General features: G+C 60.7%; 14 protein-coding genes. 7 read left to right on the top strand and 7 right to left on the bottom strand.

Annotation, left to right across the window (positions count from 1 at the left end):
* Positions 1–176: 176 nt before the first annotated feature.
* On the top strand, positions 177–899 hold the full coding sequence (locus AACQ43_RS10205; protein WP_168967181.1) for a phosphatase PAP2 family protein: 723 nt from the start codon (positions 177–179) through the stop codon (positions 897–899).
* 71 nt (positions 900–970) lie between these two features.
* Here AACQ43_RS10205 and AACQ43_RS10200 read toward each other — a convergent pair whose 3' ends face one another.
* The gene (locus tag AACQ43_RS10200; protein WP_168967180.1) at positions 971–1,801 is read right to left on the bottom strand and encodes a MetQ/NlpA family ABC transporter substrate-binding protein; all 831 of its coding nucleotides are present in this window, start codon (positions 1,799–1,801) and stop codon (positions 971–973) included.
* A gap of 236 nt (positions 1,802–2,037) precedes the next feature.
* Here AACQ43_RS10200 and AACQ43_RS10195 point away from each other — a divergent pair, with 236 nt between their 5' ends.
* From AACQ43_RS10195 to AACQ43_RS10180, 4 genes are all read left to right on the top strand, one after another.
* Positions 2,038–2,577: an isochorismatase family protein gene (locus AACQ43_RS10195; protein WP_168967179.1), complete on the top strand. Its 540-nt coding sequence runs from the start codon at positions 2,038–2,040 to the stop codon at positions 2,575–2,577.
* A gap of 479 nt (positions 2,578–3,056) precedes the next feature.
* Positions 3,057–4,931 (top strand): serine protease Asp, encoded by a 1,875-nt coding sequence (gene asp / locus AACQ43_RS10190; protein ID WP_168967178.1) that lies wholly within the window; start codon positions 3,057–3,059, stop codon positions 4,929–4,931.
* A gap of 17 nt (positions 4,932–4,948) precedes the next feature.
* Positions 4,949–5,407 carry a serine protease chaperone gene (locus AACQ43_RS10185; protein ID WP_146060987.1) on the top strand — a complete coding sequence of 153 codons (459 nt, stop codon included), beginning with the start codon at positions 4,949–4,951 and terminating at the stop codon, positions 5,405–5,407.
* A gap of 412 nt (positions 5,408–5,819) precedes the next feature.
* Positions 5,820–8,201, top strand: coding sequence for a beta-glucosidase (locus tag AACQ43_RS10180; RefSeq protein WP_168967177.1), 2,382 nt, complete (start codon positions 5,820–5,822; stop codon positions 8,199–8,201).
* A gap of 95 nt (positions 8,202–8,296) precedes the next feature.
* On the opposite strand, the gene AACQ43_RS10175 is transcribed toward AACQ43_RS10180, so the two are convergent.
* Both AACQ43_RS10175 and ppsA read right to left on the bottom strand, forming a co-directional pair.
* Positions 8,297–9,274, bottom strand: coding sequence for an AraC family transcriptional regulator (locus AACQ43_RS10175; RefSeq protein WP_076361043.1), 978 nt, complete (start codon positions 9,272–9,274; stop codon positions 8,297–8,299).
* 301 nt (positions 9,275–9,575) lie between these two features.
* On the bottom strand, positions 9,576–11,954 hold the full coding sequence (ppsA, locus tag AACQ43_RS10170; protein WP_168967176.1) for a phosphoenolpyruvate synthase: 2,379 nt from the start codon (positions 11,952–11,954) through the stop codon (positions 9,576–9,578).
* 308 nt (positions 11,955–12,262) lie between these two features.
* On the opposite strand from ppsA, the gene ppsR reads away from it, so the two are divergent.
* Positions 12,263–13,075 (top strand): posphoenolpyruvate synthetase regulatory kinase/phosphorylase PpsR, encoded by an 813-nt coding sequence (gene ppsR / locus AACQ43_RS10165; RefSeq protein WP_168967175.1) that lies wholly within the window; start codon positions 12,263–12,265, stop codon positions 13,073–13,075.
* Positions 13,076–13,165: 90 nt separating this feature from the next.
* On the opposite strand, the gene AACQ43_RS10160 is transcribed toward ppsR, so the two are convergent.
* A complete protein-coding gene (locus AACQ43_RS10160) occupies positions 13,166–13,453 on the bottom strand; it encodes a hypothetical protein (RefSeq protein WP_168967174.1) in 288 nt (95 codons plus the stop codon).
* A 362-nt stretch (positions 13,454–13,815) separates the two neighbouring features.
* On the opposite strand from AACQ43_RS10160, the gene AACQ43_RS10155 reads away from it, so the two are divergent.
* A complete protein-coding gene (locus tag AACQ43_RS10155; RefSeq protein WP_168967173.1) occupies positions 13,816–15,192 on the top strand; it encodes an amino acid permease in 1,377 nt (458 codons plus the stop codon).
* Between the two features lie 246 nt (positions 15,193–15,438).
* On the opposite strand, the gene AACQ43_RS10150 is transcribed toward AACQ43_RS10155, so the two are convergent.
* From AACQ43_RS10150 to AACQ43_RS10140, 3 genes are all read right to left on the bottom strand, one after another.
* Entirely contained in the window at positions 15,439–16,143 is a 705-nt protein-coding gene (locus tag AACQ43_RS10150; protein WP_029300114.1) for an SIMPL domain-containing protein, read from the bottom strand.
* A 56-nt stretch (positions 16,144–16,199) separates the two neighbouring features.
* Positions 16,200–16,757 carry a hypothetical protein gene (locus AACQ43_RS10145; protein ID WP_025201484.1) on the bottom strand — a complete coding sequence of 186 codons (558 nt, stop codon included), beginning with the start codon at positions 16,755–16,757 and terminating at the stop codon, positions 16,200–16,202.
* Positions 16,758–16,843: 86 nt separating this feature from the next.
* Positions 16,844–19,055: type I secretion C-terminal target domain-containing protein (locus tag AACQ43_RS10140; RefSeq protein ID WP_168967172.1), on the bottom strand; the 2,212-nt coding region annotated here is incomplete at its 5' end.

Genomic DNA, 19,055 nt, shown 5'->3' with positions numbered 1-19,055 from the left:
CTCGGGTGTTCCCCCTCGCCACCAGCCGGACTGCACTCGGCAGGTCGGTCATCACCACACTCATTTGTAACCCCGTGTTACAGCGAGCAGGGCGCGACTTGACCGACCGGACTGGGCTGGCACAATGGCGCCTCTTTTTTTGCTGCCCATGATTGGGCACCTTGCCGAGCCCCGTTATGCCGACTCACGCCTCTTCCCTGCCGCGCCGCCAGGTGCTGTGTTTCAGTGCCGCCCTGATCCTGCCGCTGCTCCTGCTGGCCTGCCTGCCCTGGCAACCGTTCATGAGCCAGGCCCTGCACTCGGACTGGCTCTGGTGGCCCTACGCCCTTACCCGCATGGTGGATGTGCCCGGCATCGCCGTCAGCATCCTGGCCCTGCTGCTGCTGACCCGACACAAGCTGACGCTGAGCCTGCCCGCCCTGCTGGCCCTCGGCAGCGCCCTGTTTGCCGTGCTGGCCGGCGACTGGCTCATCAAGAGCCTGATCAAGCATCTGACCGAGGAGCCCCGCCCCTACCTGCTCTGGCTGGAGAGCCAGCAGCTGATCCCCGCCATCCAGCAGTTCTACGCTGGCAAGGTGGAGGTGCGCAGCGAGCAGGTCCATGCCGCCAGCCAGCTGCTGGCACTGCCCGAGTGGCTCGCCAACCACTGGCAGGCGGAGGTGAACTACGCCTTCCCCTCCGGCCACAGCATCGCCGCCATGAGCCTGGCCCAGTTCTTCGGCCTGATCTGGCTGGCGCGCGCCCCTGCCGGCGCCTGGCTGCTGCCGCTGTGGGCCATCGGTGTCGGCCTGTCGCGCATGCTGATCGGCATGCACTGGCCGCTGGATGTGCTGGCAAGCGCCCTGCTCGGCAGCCTCACCGCGCTGTTCGCCGCCCGCTGGTGGCTACGCCGTTACTGACATCTGCACGACACAAAAAAACGGGCACCCGCGGGTGCCCATTTTTGTTCAAAGCCTGTGACGCTGGCCACTCAGTTGCTGGCGCTCGCGCCTTGCCACCCTTCGGGGTACTTGTAGCCGACGAAGCGCTTGGCGGCATAGGCCTTGAAGGCGGCCGAGTTGTAGGCCGCAGCCACATCTTTGGCAAAGGGCTTGTCCGCATCGGCACTTTTTACCACCACCCAGTTGATGAAGTCGTAGCTGCGCTCAAGGAACAGCCCGGAGCTGAAAGGAATGCCGCTTGAGGCGGCAAAGTTGCCGTTGATGACCGAGAAGTCCACGTCTTCGCGCGAGCGGGGCAGTTGGGCCGCCTCCAGCAGCACCAGCTTGAGGTTGTGCGGGTTTTCCACCACGTCGAACTCGCTCGCCTTGAGCGGGTTGATCCCCTCCTTCAGGGTCAACCAGCCCAGATCCTGCAGCATCAGCAGCGCCCGCGCCTGATTGGTGGGGTCGTTCGGAATGGCCACCGTGCTCCCCTCCTTCACCGCCTTCAGATCTCCCAACTTGCCGGCATAGAGCCCCATGGGGCCGGTCGGTACCTGGGTGATGGGGGCAAGCGACAGCCCCCGATCCTTGGCAAAGCTCTCTAGGTAGGGCTTGTGCTGGAAGCAGTTCACATCGAGCGAGCCGTCGGCCAGCGCGATATTGGGGGTCACGTAGTCGGTGAACTCCACCAGTTTGACCTGATAACCCTTGGCTTCGAGCTGCGGCTTGATGGAGTCGGTCACCATGTCGGCAAAATCCCCCACTGTGGTGCCGATGACGATCTCCTGTTTGGCCGGATCGGCGGCCAGCGTCGCCAATGGCAGAGTACCGGCCAGCAGGGCCAGGGCGGAAAGGGTAAAGAAGGAACGACGCTGCATAAAAACTCCCTGTAAACATCTCAACGGCTGGCGCGATGGCAGAGTCGTGCTTGAACCACCGCAACCATCTAGCCATCCAAACGGCTAATTTAGCACACCATAACAGAGCCGTTTCTCTTCGCCAAGCAACAAAATCGGGCAAGCTTATTTATAAAAAATCACGGCCTTTGATATAAGGACTCAATGCGGCTGAGCACCATCGGCTACCCATTTCATTCCCTAGAAAGGAGTCCATCATGCTGACCACCACGAACACCGGCCTGCTGGTCGTCGATATTCAGGGCAAGCTAGCCCGGCTGGTCGAGGGGAGCGATGCCCTGATCGCCAACACCGCCAGACTGGTGGCGGGGGCCAGACTGCTAGGTCTGCCGGTTGTCTGGCTGGAGCAGAACCCGGACAAGCTCGGGGCCACCGTGCCCAAGCTGCAGTTGATGCAGGCAGGCGATCTTGTGCTGGCCAAGCACAGCTTCGGCGCCCTGGGGGAACCGGCGTTGGCCGACGCCCTAGCCCGCCAGGGCGTCAGCCACTGGCTGGTGTGCGGCATCGAGGCTCATATTTGCGTCTACCAGACGGTGCTGGGGCTACTGGATGCGGGCAGCCAGGTGTCGCTGGTGGTGGATGCGGTGTCGTCGCGCAGCGCCGCCAACCGGGAGATCGCCATCCACAAGCTGGCGGCGCACGGGGCCGAACTCACCTCGGTGGAGATGTGCCTCTACGAGCTGCTGGGTGATTGCCGCCATCCGGCCTTTCGATCCATTCTGGCGTTGATCAAATAGCCCTCCTGTCGACCGGCCCCACCGTCCGGCATTCCGCGCTATATTGCTGGTGCTGATTAAATAGCCTCCCCTGCCGACCAGCCACTTCATCCGACACTGCGCCATTGGCACCCTGTGGCTTGCCTGCATTGACCCTCACTCTGCTTTCGATCTCTGCGCTCCCCGCCTGCACGGTGCGCCTCCCATTTCGCGCCGCTCCGCCCACCCTCTTTCGCACCGGCCTCCTCACCAAACGTTAATGAATGGTTACCAACAGGTTGATATATAAAGATAAATATCAACACCAGTTAGCTGAGAAAAATTCTCAATACAGCACACAAAAGGATTCACAGGAACCCCCACATGGTCTGTGAAATATTTGTTGTGGGATTTTTTTGAGCCTTATCTCAGAATCAAAACGAGTGCTTTTTGACTCTGTTTTTCCCGTGTATAGATGCCAGTCGCACCCAGGACGGTGCGATATAAGATGGAGTTTATGAATGAGAAAAACATCGTTAGCGTTGGCAATCTCGGCCCTGCTCTCGGCCTTGCCCATCGCTTCAGTTCAGGCGAGTGAGAGTTGCACCCCATTGACCGGCAAGGAAGCCGGCCTCGATACCGGCCGCAGCAGCGCAGCGCGCTGCCTGCCCGGCATCAACCCGCTGCAGGATCAGCAGTGGCACCTGCTCAACAGCGGCCAGAATGCCTTCAGCCCCCGCGGCGGCGTGGCAGGCAACGACCTCAACCTCTGGTGGGCACACCGTACCGGCGTGCAGGGTCAGGGCATCAACGTGGCCGTGGTTGATGACGGCCTGGCCATCGCCCACCCGGACTTGGCCGACAATGTGCGCCCCGGCTCGAAAAACGTGGTGACCGGCAGCAGCGACCCCACTCCGACCGATCCGGACAGTGCCCATGGCACCTCCGTCTCTGGCCTGATCGGGGCGGTCGACAACCGCATCGGCACCCTGGGGGTGGCCCCCCGCGTCCAGCTGCAGGGGTTCAACCTGCTGGATGAGCGCAGCAAGCAGCTGCAGAAAGACTGGATCTATGCGCTGGGCGGCAGCACCGCCACCGCCGACAACCGGGTCTTCAACCAGAGCTACGGCATGAGCCTAGTGGATCCGCAAAGCGCCAGCGGGCTGGATCAGGTTCAGCTCGATCGCCTGTTCGAGCAGCAAACCCAGCAGGCACAGGGCGCAGCCTATATCAAGGCGGCAGGCAACGGCTTCAACCGCATCGCCGCGGGTGACTACATGTTCAGCCGCACCGGCGCCCTGCCCAAGCTGCCGTTCGAGAACAGCAACATAGACCCCTCCAACAGCAACTTCTGGAACCTGGTGGTGAGCGCCATCAACGCCGATGGAGTGCGTTCCTCCTACTCCAGCGTCGGCAGCAACGTCTTCCTGAGCGCCCCCGGCGGGGAGTACGGTACCGATGCGCCGGCCATGGTGACCACGGATCTGCCCGGCTGCGACATGGGCTACAACCGCACCGACGATCCCAGCACCAACCGGTTGCACAACAACCCGCAACTGGATGCCACCTGCGACTACAACGGCGTGATGAACGGCACCTCCTCGGCCACCCCCAACACCTCGGGCGCCATGGCGCTGCTGATGTCCGCCTACCCGGATCTGTCGGTGCGGGATCTGCGCGATCTGCTGGCCCGCAACGCCACCCGCATTGATGCCGGCCAGCAGTCGGTCCAGGTCAGCTATACCGCCGCCAACGGTCAACCCCGCCAGGTCACCGGCCTGGAAGGGTGGGAGCGCAACGCCGCCGGCCTCTGGTACAGCCCCACCTACGGCTTTGGCCTCATCGATGTGAACAAGACCCTGACGGCCGCCGCCAACCACACCCCGCTGCCGCCGCTGGTGCAGTTGCCGGCTCAGAAGGTGACGGTGCCGCGCAGTGAAGGGAGCATCGCGGATGTGGGCAGCAGTGCCACCCGCTCCAGCACCCAGGTGGCGCAAGCTTTGACCGTGGAAGCGGTCCAGGTCACGGTGAGCCTGGATCATCAGCGCCTGCCCGACCTGCTGATCGAGCTGGTCTCCCCGTCCGGCACCCGCAGCGTGCTGCTCAACCCCAACAACAGCCTGGTGGGGCAATCCCTCGACCGGCAGCAACTGGGTTATGTGCGCACCAAGGGGCTGCGCGACATGCGCATGCTCTCCCACAAGTTCTATGGCGAAGCGGCCCTGGGCGAGTGGCGACTGGAGGTGACCGACGTCTCCAACAGCAGCCGCCAGCTGACGCTGGTTGACCTCAACACCAACCGCCGCAGCACCCTGACCGAGCGCAACAACAGCCAGCCGGGTCAACTGCTCAACTGGTCCCTGCGGGTGATCGGCCACGATGCCGCCCGCTCATGATCACAAGGAGTCACAAGATGAAACACAGCTTACTCGGCCTGGTCCTGGCCAGCCTCCTGGCTTCGGCCGGCGTGCACGCCGCCGATGAGTCGGTGGTGATCGACGGCAAGCAGTACCGCACCATCGAGGTGAACGGTCAGACCTACCTCACCCCGGACAACGGCAGCAAGCAGCGGGTCGCCCGCAGCGCGGACGGCAAGGCGCCCCGGCAAACCCTGCGCAGCGGCGACGTGTTGCTGCAAGGGGTGGCCAGCCCACAGCTCACCGCCAGCGGCACCCTGCTGGTGGAAGCCGATGACAACCAGGCCAGCGCGCTGGCCAGCCGTCACGGCCTGCGCTTCAAGCAGAGCAGCGGCGGCATCGCCCTGCTGGAAGCCAAGCCGGGCACCGATCTGAACGCCGTCGCCACGGCGCTCAAGCAGGAGGGGGTCAACGTGCAGATTGAACTCGCCGGGGCCCTCAAACAGCCCAAGTGAGCCGTCCCGGGCCATTGCCCGGGCATATCAGCTGATCTTCGAGGGGGCCGCCGGCCCCCTCGCGCGTTGCTCGCAGTCATCCTCAGTGACCATCAGGCCACCCGTTTTCCCAATCTCCCCTGCCCTTCTCCCCTCTTGCCACCTTGGTTCGGCACCGCCTTTCAATGCGACCTTGCTCACAACTCGGTCCCCTTGCTCCCGCCGGCACATTTCTCGCCCCCCAGGGGCAAGGCGGCCATCACCCGGCTTGTTAACCTGCCTGTAGCCAAACACCTGCCCACGGGCCCGTTCGGCCTTCCTTGCGATATCCAATGGCAGCCGCCAGCAGAGCGGCCCAGCCCAGGCGGATGCCTTGCGCCCGGTGTCGATATCTCCTTTTTATTTTTATTCAGACAGTTACGAGGACGTCTTCATGCCTATCACCACAAAATTGAAAGCGGTTTCACTGGGTGTCAGCCTGGCGCTGGCCGGCCTGCTGGTCGGTTGCAACCAGAATGACTCGGATCCCCTGGTCAAGGACGATGCCTATTACCGCGGCCAGGCCGAGGCCATGGTGGCCAGGCTGACCCTCGGCGAGAAGCTGGACCTGCTCTCCGGCCCCGGTTACGGCAGTGCCAACGGCGCCATCAACGTCAAGCAGGACGTGCCCGGCGTGGCGGGTTACATCAACGGCGTGCTGCGCAGCGCGGACGGCATCGACATTCCGGCCCTCAAACTGGCGGACGGGCCGGCCGGGGTGCGGATCAACGCCAACCGCGACGGTGACAGCGCCAGCTACTACGCCACCGCCTGGCCCATCGGCTCGCTGCTCGCTTCCAGCTGGGACGTCAAGCTGGTCAAGGCCGTCGGCGAAGCCATGGGGGACGAGGTGCGCCAATACGGGGTCGACATCCTGCTGGCCCCGGGCATGAACATCCAGCGCAACCCGCTCAATGGCCGCAACTTCGAGTACTACTCGGAAGATCCCCTGCTCACCGGCAAGATCGGCGCTGCCATGGTCAACGGGGTGGAGAGCAACGGTGTGGGCACCACCATCAAGCACTACTTTGGCAACAACTCCGAGACCAACCGCAACCAGATCAACGACATCGGCGAACCGAGAACCTTCCGCGAGATCTATCTACGCGGCTTCCAGATAGCGGTAGACGAGGCCCAGCCCTGGGCGGTGATGACCTCCTACAACAAGGTCAACGGCACCTATGTCAACGAACGCAGGGATGCACTGACCGACCTGCTGCGCGGCGAGTGGAAGTTCGACGGCCTGGTGATGTCCGACTGGTTTGCCGGCGATGTGGCCAACAACGCCTACAAGCAGGTGCTGGCGGGACAGGATTTGATCGAGCCGGGCAACGTCAAGGAGCAGTTGCAGCAATCCATCGAGCACGGCGATCTCGACGAGGCCAAGGTGAACGAGGCCGCCATCCACATCCTGACCCAGGTAATGAAGAGCCCCTCCTACAACCAGCTGGCCATCAGCAACAGCCCGGATCTGACCGCCCATGCCAAACTGGCCCGTCAGGCCGGCGCCGAGAGCATGGTGCTGCTGCGCAACGACGCCGCAGCCCTGCCACTGGCGGCAAGCAGCACGCTAGCCAGCTTTGGCATCAACCAGATCAACACCTACAAGGGCGGCACTGGCAGCGGGGATGTGAACGCCGCCAGCACCACCACCATCGCACAGGGACTGGCGGCACGCTTCCCGGTCAACGAGGCGTTGCAGAGTTACTACCGCGATTTTTACGAGAACAACAAGGTCTATCACGAGGGACAATTTGGCGCCAAGGGCTACTACACCTGCGCCGAGGCGCCAATCAGCGGCGATCTGGCGGCCCTGATCGCCAGTGCAGCCGCCACCCAGCAAGCCGCCGTCATCAGCATCGGCCGCCAGGCCGGGGAAGGGGCGGATCGCAGCAGCGGCAAGGGGGACTATCTGCTCGGTGATGACGAGCGCGCCCTCATCGATGCGGTGAGCAGCGCCTTCCACGCCCAGGGCAAGAAGGTGGTGGTGGTGCTCAACGTCAACGGCGTCATCGACACCGCCCAGTGGAGCGACAAGGTGGATGGCATCCTGCTGGCCTACATGGCTGGCCAGGAGACCGGCCACGCGGTGGCGGACGTGCTCTCCGGCGCGGTCAACCCGAGCGGCAAGCTGGCCCAGAGCTTCCCGCACAGCTACGCCAGCGTTCCCTCCGCCGGCACCTTCCCGGGTGAGGACACCGACGGGGACGGCGAACCGGACGATCTCTACTACAACGAGGGGATCTACGTGGGCTATCGCTACTACAGCACCTTCGAGCAGGCGGTCTCCTACCCGTTCGGCTTCGGTCTCTCCTACACCAGCTTCAGCTACACCAGCCCCGCCATCGCCAGCAACACCCTGGCGGACGGCAGTGCCGGCAACCTGGTGCTGACCGCCACCATCACCAACACCGGCGCCGTGGCAGGCAAGGAGGCGGCCCAGGTCTATGTGACCGCCCCCGAGGTCAAGCTGAAGAAACCGCTCATCGAGCTCAAGGCCTTTGCCAAGACGGCGCAACTGGCACCGGGGGCCAGCGAACAGCTGAGCTTCACCATTCCGGCCAGCATCCTTGCCAGCTTCGATGAGGCCAGCAACCAGTGGATCGTGGAGCCGGGTCGCTACAGCGCCTACATCAGCCCCTCGTCGGATGTCTCCGCCGGCACGCCGGTCAGCTTCACGGTGAGCAAGGAGATAGTGGTAAGCAACACCACGCCAGGGGCACTGGCACTGCCGGCCGGGGTGGATCCCGCCAGCGTCACCACCGTCACCCGCTAACAGGGGCAGACACGGCCGGGCGCCCAGCCCGGCCTTGCCCGACAGTTGCCCAGCAATGACCCGACCACGGGACCGGCCTTGCGCCGGTCCCGTTTTTATTGGCGGGCGTTGCGATAGGCCAGCGGCGTCATCCGGGTGTTGGCCTTGAAGAAACGGTTGAAGGCGCTCTGGGACGAGAAACCGACCCGATCGCTGATGTTCTGCAGCGGTTGATCCCCCTCCCCCAGCAAGCGGCAGGCTTCGCTCACCCTCGCTTCCCTCAGCAGAGTGGAGAAGCTGCTCCCCTCCCCCTGCAATTTGCGATTGAGGGTCCAGCGGCTGACGTTCATGGCCGCGCACACCTCCTTGAGCAGGCTCTCGTCGCTCTCCAGCTCCCCTTCCCGGATCTTGTGGCGGATCCGCTCCCCCACCAGATAGGCAAAGGGGGCCCGCTCGGCGATGTCGGCGCAGATCTGCGCCAGCTGGGCCAGTTGCAGATGACCCAGCGGCTCGTTGTAGCAGTGGCTGGGGCAGTCGAGTTGGGCGTTGTCGATGGTCAGGGTGTTTTCCCCCTGCTCCCAGCGGCAACGGGCTCCAAAGAACTGGTCCAACAGTTGATGGCGTGGTGGCGGCAGCCCCGTGAAGCCCACCGAGACCCGGGGATCCGCCAGATAGACCCGCAGGATCCGGTAGAGCATGATGAAGTTGGGGATGGCTTGACTTGCCCCCAGGCTGGCAGGCCCCTGATTGACATACAGGTATTGGCTGGCCTGCGCCCCCCGCCGCACCCGCAGCTCGTCACAACTGCCGATGATGGGGCGATAGGCCAACAGCACCTCGAGCGCCGCCCGCGGCGAGGGCTGGTTCAGGCACAGGCTGATGAGCGGCGGATAGTGCTGGTAGAGCTGGCCGATGTCGTAGGAGAGGATGGTTTCGTGAAAACTGGCCAGATAGGGCTGCATCAGTTGCAGCATCCGGTAGTGGCTGTGGGCCGGCAGCCGACCCTGTTCCCGCTCGATGTCGAACGACGTGAGGCCGCCCGCCATCAGAATCGCATCGGGATCGCCCCCCTGCTGCTGGCAGGCTCCCAGCATTCGTCTGATCACCTGGTTTGATACGCTCTGTGACATCTGCCGTCCTGGCCTCCGTGCTGACAGGAAACTGCTCGTGATCCCCTGGCCCGCCACTGGCGGCAGGCCTGCCACCCCGTGCAGCGGGCTGGCGCGACCATTATGGGGCGGTTGCAAAGCGAGCAGATGTAACGGAGTGTAAAAGCACGCGCCAGCGCGCCATTTTGGGCACATCTGGCCGTCATATCGGACCAGCTGCGTCAGGTTCAGTCATGAAAAATGGCGCCCGTGGGCGCCATTTTGGTGGGGGGCTGTGCAGCCGGCGTCAGTTCGCCTTGTGCTGCTCGGCCAGATAGAGCCAGGTGTCGACCACGGTATCCGGGTTGAGCGACACAGAGTCTATGCCCTGCTCGACCAGCCAGGCGGCAAAGTCCGGATGATCGGACGGCCCCTGGCCGCAGATCCCCACGTACTTGCCCGCCTTGCGGGCGGCAGCAATGGCCATCGCCAGCAGCGCCTTGACCGCTTCATTGCGCTCGTCGAACAGGTGTGCGATAAGGCCCGAGTCCCTATCAAGTCCAAGGGTGAGCTGGGTCATGTCGTTGGAGCCGATGGAGAAGCCGTCCACGTGCTCGAGGAACTTGTCTGCCAAGAGGGCGTTGCTCGGGATCTCGCACATCATGATCACCTTGAGCCCCCGCTCGCCACGGCGCAGACCGTTCTCTGCCAGGATGTCGATCACCTGCTCCGCCTCGCCTACGGTGCGCACGAAGGGGATCATCACCTCGACGTTGGTCAGCCCCATCACATCGCGCACCCGCTTGATCGCCTCGCACTCGAGGGCAAAACAGGGGCGGAAGCTGTCGGCGATGTAGCGCGACGCACCGCGGAAACCGATCATCGGGTTCTCTTCGTGAGGCTCGTAGTCACGGCCACCCACCAGGTTGGCGTACTCGTTGGACTTGAAGTCCGACATCCGCACTATCACCCGCTCCGGCCAGAAGGCGGCAGCCAAGGTGGCGATGCCCTCGGTCAGCTTGGCGACGTAGAACTCACGCGGGCTCTCGTAGCCGGCGATTATCTTGCCGATGGTGGCCTTGAGCTCGGGGCTCTGGCTGTCGAACTCCAGCAGCGCCTTGGGGTGTACCCCGATCATCCGGTTGATGATGAACTCGAGACGGGCCAGACCGACACCGGCGTTCGGCAGCTGGGCGAAGTCGAACGCCCTGTCCGGGTTGCCGACGTTCATCATGATCTTGATGGGCAGGCGCGGCATGTTGCCCACCTCGGTCACCGCCACGTCGAAGTCGAGCTCGCCGTCATAGATGAAACCGGTATCCCCTTCCGCGCAGGAGACGGTAATGAGCTGGCCCGGTTCAATGCGCTTGGTGGCATCACCACAACCCACTACCGCCGGAATGCCCAGTTCGCGGGCGATGATGGCGGCGTGACAGGTGCGCCCGCCCCGGTTGGTGACGATGGCGGAGGCCCGCTTCATGATGGGCTCCCAGTCCGGGTCGGTCATGTCGGTGACCAGCACGTCGCCGGGCTGCACTTCGTCCATCTGGCTGATGGAGGAGATGACCCGTGCCGGGCCCGCCCCGATCTTGTGGCCGATGGCGCGCCCCTCGATCAGCACCTTGCCCGCTTGCTTGAGGGCAAAGCGCTCGAGGGTGTTGGCCTCCTGACGGCTGCGCACGGTTTCCGGGCGAGCCTGCACGATGTAGAGCTGGCCATCCTGCCCGTCCTTGGCCCACTCGATGTCCATCGGGCGGCCGTAGTGCTGCTCGATGATGAGGGCCTGCTTGGCCAGCTCCATCACCTCGGCATCCGTGATGCAGAAGCGGCTGCGCTCGGCATCCAAGGTGTCGACGATCTGCACCTGGCGGCCGTGGCTGGCATCGCCGGAATAGGTCATCTTGATGAGCTTGGAGCCCAGCGTCTTGCGCACCACCGCCGGGCGTCCTGCCTTGAGGGTCGGCTTGTGCACGTAGAACTCGTCGGGGTTGACCGCACCCTGTACCACCATCTCGCCAAGGCCCTGGGCGCCGGTGATGAACACCACGTCGTTGAAGCCGGACTCGGTATCCAGGGTGAACATGACGCCGGAGGCGGCGAGATCGGAACGCACCATGCGCTGGATCCCGGCCGACAGGGCGACCCCCTTGTGGTCATAGCCCTGATGCACCCGATAGGAGATGGCGCGGTCGTTGAACAGTGAAGCAAACACATGCTTGACGGCAATCATGACGGCGTCGATGCCGCGCACGTTGAGGAAGGTTTCCTGCTGGCCGGCAAAGGAGGCATCCGGCATGTCTTCCGCAGTGGCGGAGGAGCGCACCGCAAAGGACGCATCAAGCCCACCGCTGAGCTTGTCGTAGGCAACCCGGATCGCCTGTTCCAGTGCGCTCTGGAACGGGGCTTCGATCACCCAGTCACGGATCTGCTGGCCGGCCCGGTTGAGGGCGGCGATGTCGTCCACATCCAGGCTGTCGAGCAGATCGTGGATCTTGCCGTTGAGGCCGCTTGACTCCAGAAACTCGTTAAACGCAAAGGCGGTGGTGGCAAACCCGCCCGGCACCGACACTCCGGCACCAGAGAGGTTGCTGATCATCTCGCCAAGGGATGCATTTTTGCCGCCAACTCGTTCTACGTCCTGCATTCCGAGTTGCTCGTACCAGAGTACGTACTGTTGCACTTGCATGTCTCCAGGTTGGTGGGCACTGTGCCGCCATGGCACCTTGTGCGCCAGTTTATGTGCGTTATTGTCTGTTTCTACTGTTGCCAACGACCATGAAAACGTTTTCTACTTATTGTCAAAAAAATCCCCGAGCAAGATTTGGGGATGGTCGAATGACACAGACATTCTACAATGCCAACACAAAAAGGTAACGACTCAGGTTTGCAAGCCACTTCACAACTTGGGCACGGCAGACCGGTTGACAAAAACGATATGGTTTCGAGAGATACTTCTTGCTTGCCAGCTCGCCGCCCCCCTCACAGGAGCCCCCAGTGCACACCGTATTTTATGTTTCAGACGGCACCGCCATCACCGCCGAAGTGTTCGGCCACGCCGTGTTGAGCCAGTTTCCGCTGGCCTTCGAGCAGATCACCATCCCCTTTGTCGAAACCCTGGAGAAGGCGCGCCAGGTACGGATACGCATCGACGAGCAGTTCCGCCAGACCGGGGTTCGCCCCATTTTGTTCCACACCATCGTCGATCATCAGGTGCGCGAGGAGGTGCTCAAGGCCCAGGCCAGCAGCCACGACTTTCTCAACACCTTCGTCAGCCCGCTGGAACACGAGCTCGGGGTGAAGGCCGAACCCAGGCTGCACCGCACCCACGGCATGGAAAACCGCAAGCTCTATGACGACCGCATTGAGGCGGTCAACTTCGCGCTGGCCAACGACGATGGCATCACCACCAAGGAGTATGAGGAGGCCGACATCATCCTGATCGGGGTCTCCCGCTGCGGCAAAACCCCGACCAGCCTCTATCTGGCGCTGCAGTTCGGCATTCGCGCCGCCAACTACCCCTTCATCGAGCAGGACATGGGGGTCTTGGATCTGCCGGCCGCCCTCAAGGCCAATCGCCACAAGCTGTTCGGCCTCACCATCGCCCCCCAGCGGCTGCACGAGATCCGCAACCAGCGCCGCGCCAACAGCCGCTACTCCTCGCTGGAGCAGTGCGAACAGGAGCTGGCCTGCGTCGAGCGGCTGTTTCGCCAGGAGGCGATCCGCTTCCTCGACACCAGCTCCCACTCAGTGGAGGAGATCAGCGCCAAGATCCTCGAGGCCACCGGCCTGCGCCGTCAGCTTTATTGAGCCGCACCGCCCGCCGGCAAGCTGACGACATGGCAAACGCCAATAAAAAAGCGCCGGATACAACCGTATCCGGCGCTTGTCGACTGGACCTCAGCGGGATTGGGAGCCCGAGCGGTTCAGCTCTCTGTTGTTCATCAGCATGGCGTAGAAGTTGAGCACACCGTGACGCCGGCGTACCTGCTCGGTCAGCCAGAGGGCCGGCAGCAGGCCGATGGCACCGGCGATCAACAAGACCGTCCGCAGGTGCATCACCAGATAATCATCACCCTGTACGGCCCACACCAGCAGACACCCCGCCGCCATGGTCAGCAACAGGGGCGAAAGCCACACAGTGAGCCACAGCACGACGGCCAGCAAACTGCCAATAATACGTTGCATGAAGTGCATCCTTGTTGCAAAGGAGGCTTCATAAAACAGGAATTGCCGACAGAGTCAACCAAACAGAGCCTAACTGCTCACAATACGACCAAACACTTCCCTGCCAGCTTCACAGCTCCCTAAAAACCTGCCTTTCGCCGAAAAAACCAGCGAATGATGAGGAAAACAGGTGCATCGGCGATGGATTATCACTATTCTGCTTCCGTTGGTAGTCGCCATAAAAAACAGAAAGCGGCTCACTGTAACGAAATAAATACGGATTTCGTCACGTTTCAGGCACGCTTTGCCGTGCACGGTCACATGGAGTGACCCGACGGACGAGATGACAGACGAATGACTTCAGAAGACGTAAGGAAGGAAGAATGGATCTTCAACAAAACGGCGAGGAGCTGAAACGCGGTTTGAAAAACCGCCATATCCAGCTCATCGCGCTGGGCGGCGCCATCGGCACCGGCCTGTTTCTCGGCATTGCCCAGACCATCAAGATGGCGGGCCCCTCCGTGCTGCTTGGCTATGCCATCGGTGGTTTTATCGCCTTCCTGATCATGCGCCAGCTGGGCGAGATGGTGGTGGAAGAGCCGGTAGCCGGCTCCTTCAGCCACTTTGCCTACAAATACTGGGGTGACTTTGCCGGCTTTGCCTCCGGCTGGAACTATTGGGTGCTCTACGTGCTGGTGAGCATGGCCGAGCTGACCGCGGTGGGCATTTATGTCCAGTACTGGTGGCCCGAGATCCCGACCTGGATGTCGGCGGCCTTCTTCTTCGTGCTGATCAATGCCATCAACCTCTCCAACGTCAAGGCGTTTGGCGAGATGGAGTTCTGGTTTGCCATCATCAAGGTGGTGGCCATCATCGGCATGATCGGGTTTGGCGGCTACCTGCTGGCCAGCGGCAACGGCGGCCCGGACGCCAGCGTCAGCAACCTGTGGGCCCAGGGCGGCTTCTTCCCCAACGGCATCAGCGGTCTGGTGATGGCGATGGCGGTGATCATGTTCTCGTTTGGCGGGCTCGAGCTGGTCGGCATCACGGCTGCCGAGGCCGACAATCCCGAGAAGAGCATCCCCAAGGCCACCAATCAGGTGATCTACCGGATCCTCATCTTCTACATCGGCGCCCTGGCCGTGCTGATGTCCCTCTACCCCTGGGGCAAGGTGGTGGAAGGCGGCAGTCCCTTCGTCATGATCTTTCACGCACTTGACAGCAATCTGGTTGCCACCGTGCTCAACATGGTGGTACTGACTGCGGCCCTGTCGGTCTACAACAGCTGTGTCTACTGCAACAGCCGCATGCTGTTTGGTCTGGCCAAGCAGGGCAACGGCCCGCGCAGCCTGCTCAAAACCAACAAGAGCGGTGTGCCGGTGGTGGCCATCTCCGTCTCCGCTGCGGCAACCCTGCTGTGCGTACTCATCAACTACCTGATGCCGGGCAAGGCGTTCGAGCTGTTGATGGCGCTGGTAGTCTCCGCCCTGGTCATCAACTGGGCCATGATAAGCCTGGCGCACCTGAAGTTTCGCAAGAGCAAGCAGGCCGAAGGCGTGGTTCCCAAGTTCAAGGCATTATGGTATCCGTTCGGCAACCACCTCTGCCTCGCCTTCATGGCCGGCATCCTGGTCATCATGTACCTGACACCGGGCATCCAGATCTCGGTACTGCTCATCCCGGTCTGGATCATCGTGCTGGCCATCGGCTATCAGTTCAAGCAGAAGCGCCAGGCTCGCGTTGCTGCCAACCTGGGCTGATGGCATCAGCCTCATCGCTCCTCAAAAGCCGGTCACTGACCGGCTTTTTTCTACCCGGATATGACCCCTGATGGCTGGCACCGCCCGCCTCCCTTCTCCAGTCCACCATGACCCTGTGAGCACGCGCTCAGCCAGCAGCAATCGCCAACCCTCTCTCTTTGGCAAGCATCCTGCTCGTCTAAAAACAACAAGCCCGAGACAGAGTGCTCGGGCTTGATGCAGATAGGCAGGTAGAAAACCGCAGGATTATTCCAGCAGGAAGACGGCTTCCACGTTGTCCGTGATGGTGATCTGCTGCTGTTGGTAGCTGTTTTCCATCATGTCGGCAGCAGGTGCCATGGCAGCAGCCTTGAGGGCCCGGCTGTAGATCGGCATGGGGCTATTGTTGCGGTACTCGACGCTGTAAACCTTGCCGAGTTTCATGCCAAACGCCTTGGCCAGAGACTCAGCCTTGGTTTTGGCATCTTCAACCGCTCCGAGGCGCGCCTGCTCCTTGATGGTTTGCGGCGCCTTGAGCCCGTACTCAATCTGGGACACGGATTCCAGCCCTGCCTTGAGTGCGGTGTCCATCAGCTCGCTCAGCTTGTCGAGTTGATAGAGTTTGACCGCAAGCTGGCGCTGGGCACGGTAGCCCACGAGTTCCGGCTTCTTGTTCTGCGGATACTGGTATTCCGGAGAGATCACCAGATTGCCCGCCTCCACGTCGCTGCGCTTGATGCCCAGCCCTTCCAGCTGGCCAAAGAAGGCGGCAACCTTGCCATCCACCTGCTGCTTGGCCTTGATGCCCTGCTTTTCCAGCGCCGTTACGGAGACATTCAGCGTCAGCATGTCGGGCTCGGCCTTTTGCTCGGCATAACCGCTCACCACCAGATGGGGGGCTTGCGGCACTTCAAGGGCAAACAGGGGTGCACTGATAACCAGGGCAGACAGGGTAAGCAGGGGACGCCACATAAAAAAAGACCTCAATCTATTGGAGTGAGGTCATTATGCCCGTCGTCGAATGGGATTCATATATCGTGCAACGGCGGGATCTGATCCAGCACCTGATTGGTCATATCGATATTGATGCTGATCTCGCCACCCGGCAGCCCCTGATGAGCAGCAGCCTGTGGCGTGGCGCTGCGGGAACCCAGCAGCACATCATCATCAAAATGGAAGGAGTCCCACGACAGAACATGTCCGGCCAGCGGAGCTACCGGCTCCGTCATCGTGGTGGTCACCAGAGGGGCACAATCGATGTTGTCGGAGTGGCCGAGCAGATCCTGCAGGCAGACATCGCTCAAACTCTGCAACGTATACTCCTGCTGCCCCTGTTCATGACCTACCAGCACCATCATGTGAGGTGGTGCTGCATCGACGGCTGGCGTGAATGAGATAGTGGCTGCCGCAAAATCCACATTCAGTGAACCAGCAACCTCGCCATCATCGCTCTCCAGATCCAGCGCATCAATCCGATCACCCGCCATCGTGGCGTGATAGCCAAACTGGCCGGTACAGGTAATGCTGCCCTGCCCGTCCCAGCTATAGCGAATGCCATCGATATCGACCCAATTAAATGACTGCATGGTGACCCTCTCCTGTACTGCCGCTATCTTAGCCGCCCCCTCAGTCAAAAAACAGGGGCCAGGTATTACCCGGCCCCCTTGGCTGGTTACGGATCAACCTTGAGGTTGCCTTGATTCAGCAAGTCTTGAATGATCTGTTGATCTGTTCTTGTGCCTCCGAGAGTGAGATCCACATTATCGAAGAAGATGGTATGAGTTGTAGACGCACTTCCCGAACCATCCAAATCGATAGTTAATGTTGACTTGTTACTGCCAGGACCAGATGCGAAGTTGAAATACTGATCCAGCGTGGCAGCATTGGTATGCTCACCACTCAACAATTCACTCAGGTCGAGTACATCCCCATTAGCCCCAGTGGTGAAGTCCTTGATGGTATCAATACCACCGGCGTCACCCGCCATCCACTTGAAGGTATCCTTGCCAGTGCCACCGGTCATAGTGTCACTGCCTGCTCCTCCTATCAGCATGTCATCGCCACCACCACCAATCAGGATGTCGTTGCCAGCAAGACCACTGAGGACATTGGCATTGCCATCTCCTGTTAGAGAGTCATTGAACATGGAACCAATCAGGTTCTCCATGTTGCTCAAACTATCCGTACCTGCACCGCCAGTGATCTGGTTATTACCATTTACAGTGACAGTGACTCCTGCCGTGCTATCAAGGTAGCTCGCGGTATCATTGCCACTGCCACCATTTAGGGTGTCATTACCCGCACCACCGACAAGAATATCGTTACCCTCACCACCATTCAGACTGTCATTGCCTGCTCCCCCAAGTAGGATATCGTTACCAGCATTTCCGTTAAGCGTGTCATTCCCTGAACCACCAATCAGGATTTCATCAAGGTAACTGCCCGTGAGAGTAGAACCACTCTGTACATCTACGAAAACCTTAGCCGGATCCGTCGTCGTACTGTTGGTGTAGTTGAATGAACCATCATAGGTACTAGGTGTTGCACTACCCGACGTGTCATCAAACACAATAGAACCAGCTCCATCAGTGACCGTGCCCCCGACAGCACCAGATACACCTGTGATTACTTGAGTGGCAGCTAATGGTCCAGTGTCATTGGCAAGCAGTGCCCAATCAGGAATAGTCGAAGGATCTTGATTGGTAATGACAAAGTCATCACGCACCACTGTAGGTCCGATAGCTGGGTTGATGATAAGAGACAGAGTGCTTGCAGCCGTGTCTCCATCATGGTCAATCACGTTGTAGCCAAATACCTGACTTATCCCACCAGACGGAATGACCGATGGCGGAGTAAAGGTATAGGCGCCATTGTCCATATCAACTTTCAGGATGCCGCCAGCAACCGAGATAGACCATTCATTGGTAGCAGTGTTGAATGTTCCCGCAGAGGTACCACCGGTAACACTTGAGATGTCAGTTTTCTGGTCGTAATGGTAGGTAACACCAGCAACTGTAATAGAGCCAATCCATCCACCATCAGCACCGGTACTGGCTGTTAACCCTCCGTTGAGCAATTGTCCGGACAGTGGAGGTGCAACAACAGTGCTCAACAGCGTGGCTGCCAGTTGACTGAAGTCAGTCACAATCAACGAAGTTGTGTTCACCTCACTGACACCGTTATAGGCAATAGGATCCAATGCCGAGGCAGTTGAACCACTTCCCATACCTAGAGCAAATGAATTGATGTCATTTGCTTTCAGGAAATCAGCCCAGTCTTTTGCCTCCCCAGTGAGAGTGGTCCCATCGCCATCAATACCATCCCCTCCACCCAAGCTGTTGTTGCCATCAGGTACTGTGGCTGGACTACCGCTCAGAGCATTTGCATTAGGCTCACCATCAGACATGAAGTAAGAGACATTCTGGGCATTGGCCAGCTTGCCTGTATCGCCGAATGCTTTGATCGCCTCATTGAGTGCATCGTCATAGTTTGTTGAATCTGTTGATACCAGACCCAGGATAATCGCCTTGGCTGTATCCACATTGACCCAGACACCTGTCGGATTGGTCGCGGAAGTAGCAAATGTGATGATATTGACCATGACATTGCCATAAGCACTGTACTTGTCGAGCAACTCCAATGCTGATTTCTGCATGACTTGCATTCGAGTCATGCCTTGATAACCGGAGTCATAATCCATGCTGCCGGAAATATCGAGGATAAGCATCAGGTTGGTATTTTGAACCTGAGTTGCTTGACCTGCATTGGTTACAGGGTTTGCAGTTGGCACGTCGTCCTCGAAGCGGATGTTGCCGCCAAGGTCCGCACTCACCGTCCCGGTCGCGGTGTCGTTGTCCCCATCCACCACCGTCACCGTCGCACTC

The organism is Aeromonas sp. DNRA1 (assembly GCF_963888745.1).
GTDB lineage: Bacteria > Pseudomonadota > Gammaproteobacteria > Enterobacterales > Aeromonadaceae > Aeromonas > Aeromonas hydrophila.
This window is presented reverse-complemented; position numbering and strand designations above follow the sequence as displayed.

Excerpts from the sequence above, each read along its gene's own strand:
- AACQ43_RS10205 (WP_168967181.1), top strand. The coding sequence starts at position 177 with ATGCCGACTCACGCCTCTTCCCTGCCGCGCCGCCAGGTGCTGTGTTTC.
- AACQ43_RS10200 (WP_168967180.1), bottom strand. The coding sequence starts at position 1,801 with ATGCAGCGTCGTTCCTTCTTTACCCTTTCCGCCCTGGCCCTGCTGGCC.
- AACQ43_RS10195 (WP_168967179.1), top strand. The coding sequence starts at position 2,038 with ATGCTGACCACCACGAACACCGGCCTGCTGGTCGTCGATATTCAGGGC.
- asp (WP_168967178.1), top strand. The coding sequence starts at position 3,057 with ATGAGAAAAACATCGTTAGCGTTGGCAATCTCGGCCCTGCTCTCGGCC.
- AACQ43_RS10185 (WP_146060987.1), top strand. The coding sequence starts at position 4,949 with ATGAAACACAGCTTACTCGGCCTGGTCCTGGCCAGCCTCCTGGCTTCG.
- AACQ43_RS10180 (WP_168967177.1), top strand. The coding sequence starts at position 5,820 with ATGCCTATCACCACAAAATTGAAAGCGGTTTCACTGGGTGTCAGCCTG.
- AACQ43_RS10175 (WP_076361043.1), bottom strand. The coding sequence starts at position 9,274 with ATGCTGGGAGCCTGCCAGCAGCAGGGGGGCGATCCCGATGCGATTCTG.
- ppsA (WP_168967176.1), bottom strand. The coding sequence starts at position 11,954 with ATGCAAGTGCAACAGTACGTACTCTGGTACGAGCAACTCGGAATGCAG.
- AACQ43_RS10160 (WP_168967174.1), bottom strand. The coding sequence starts at position 13,453 with ATGCAACGTATTATTGGCAGTTTGCTGGCCGTCGTGCTGTGGCTCACT.
- AACQ43_RS10155 (WP_168967173.1), top strand. The coding sequence starts at position 13,816 with ATGGATCTTCAACAAAACGGCGAGGAGCTGAAACGCGGTTTGAAAAAC.
- AACQ43_RS10150 (WP_029300114.1), bottom strand. The coding sequence starts at position 16,143 with ATGTGGCGTCCCCTGCTTACCCTGTCTGCCCTGGTTATCAGTGCACCC.
- AACQ43_RS10145 (WP_025201484.1), bottom strand. The coding sequence starts at position 16,757 with ATGCAGTCATTTAATTGGGTCGATATCGATGGCATTCGCTATAGCTGG.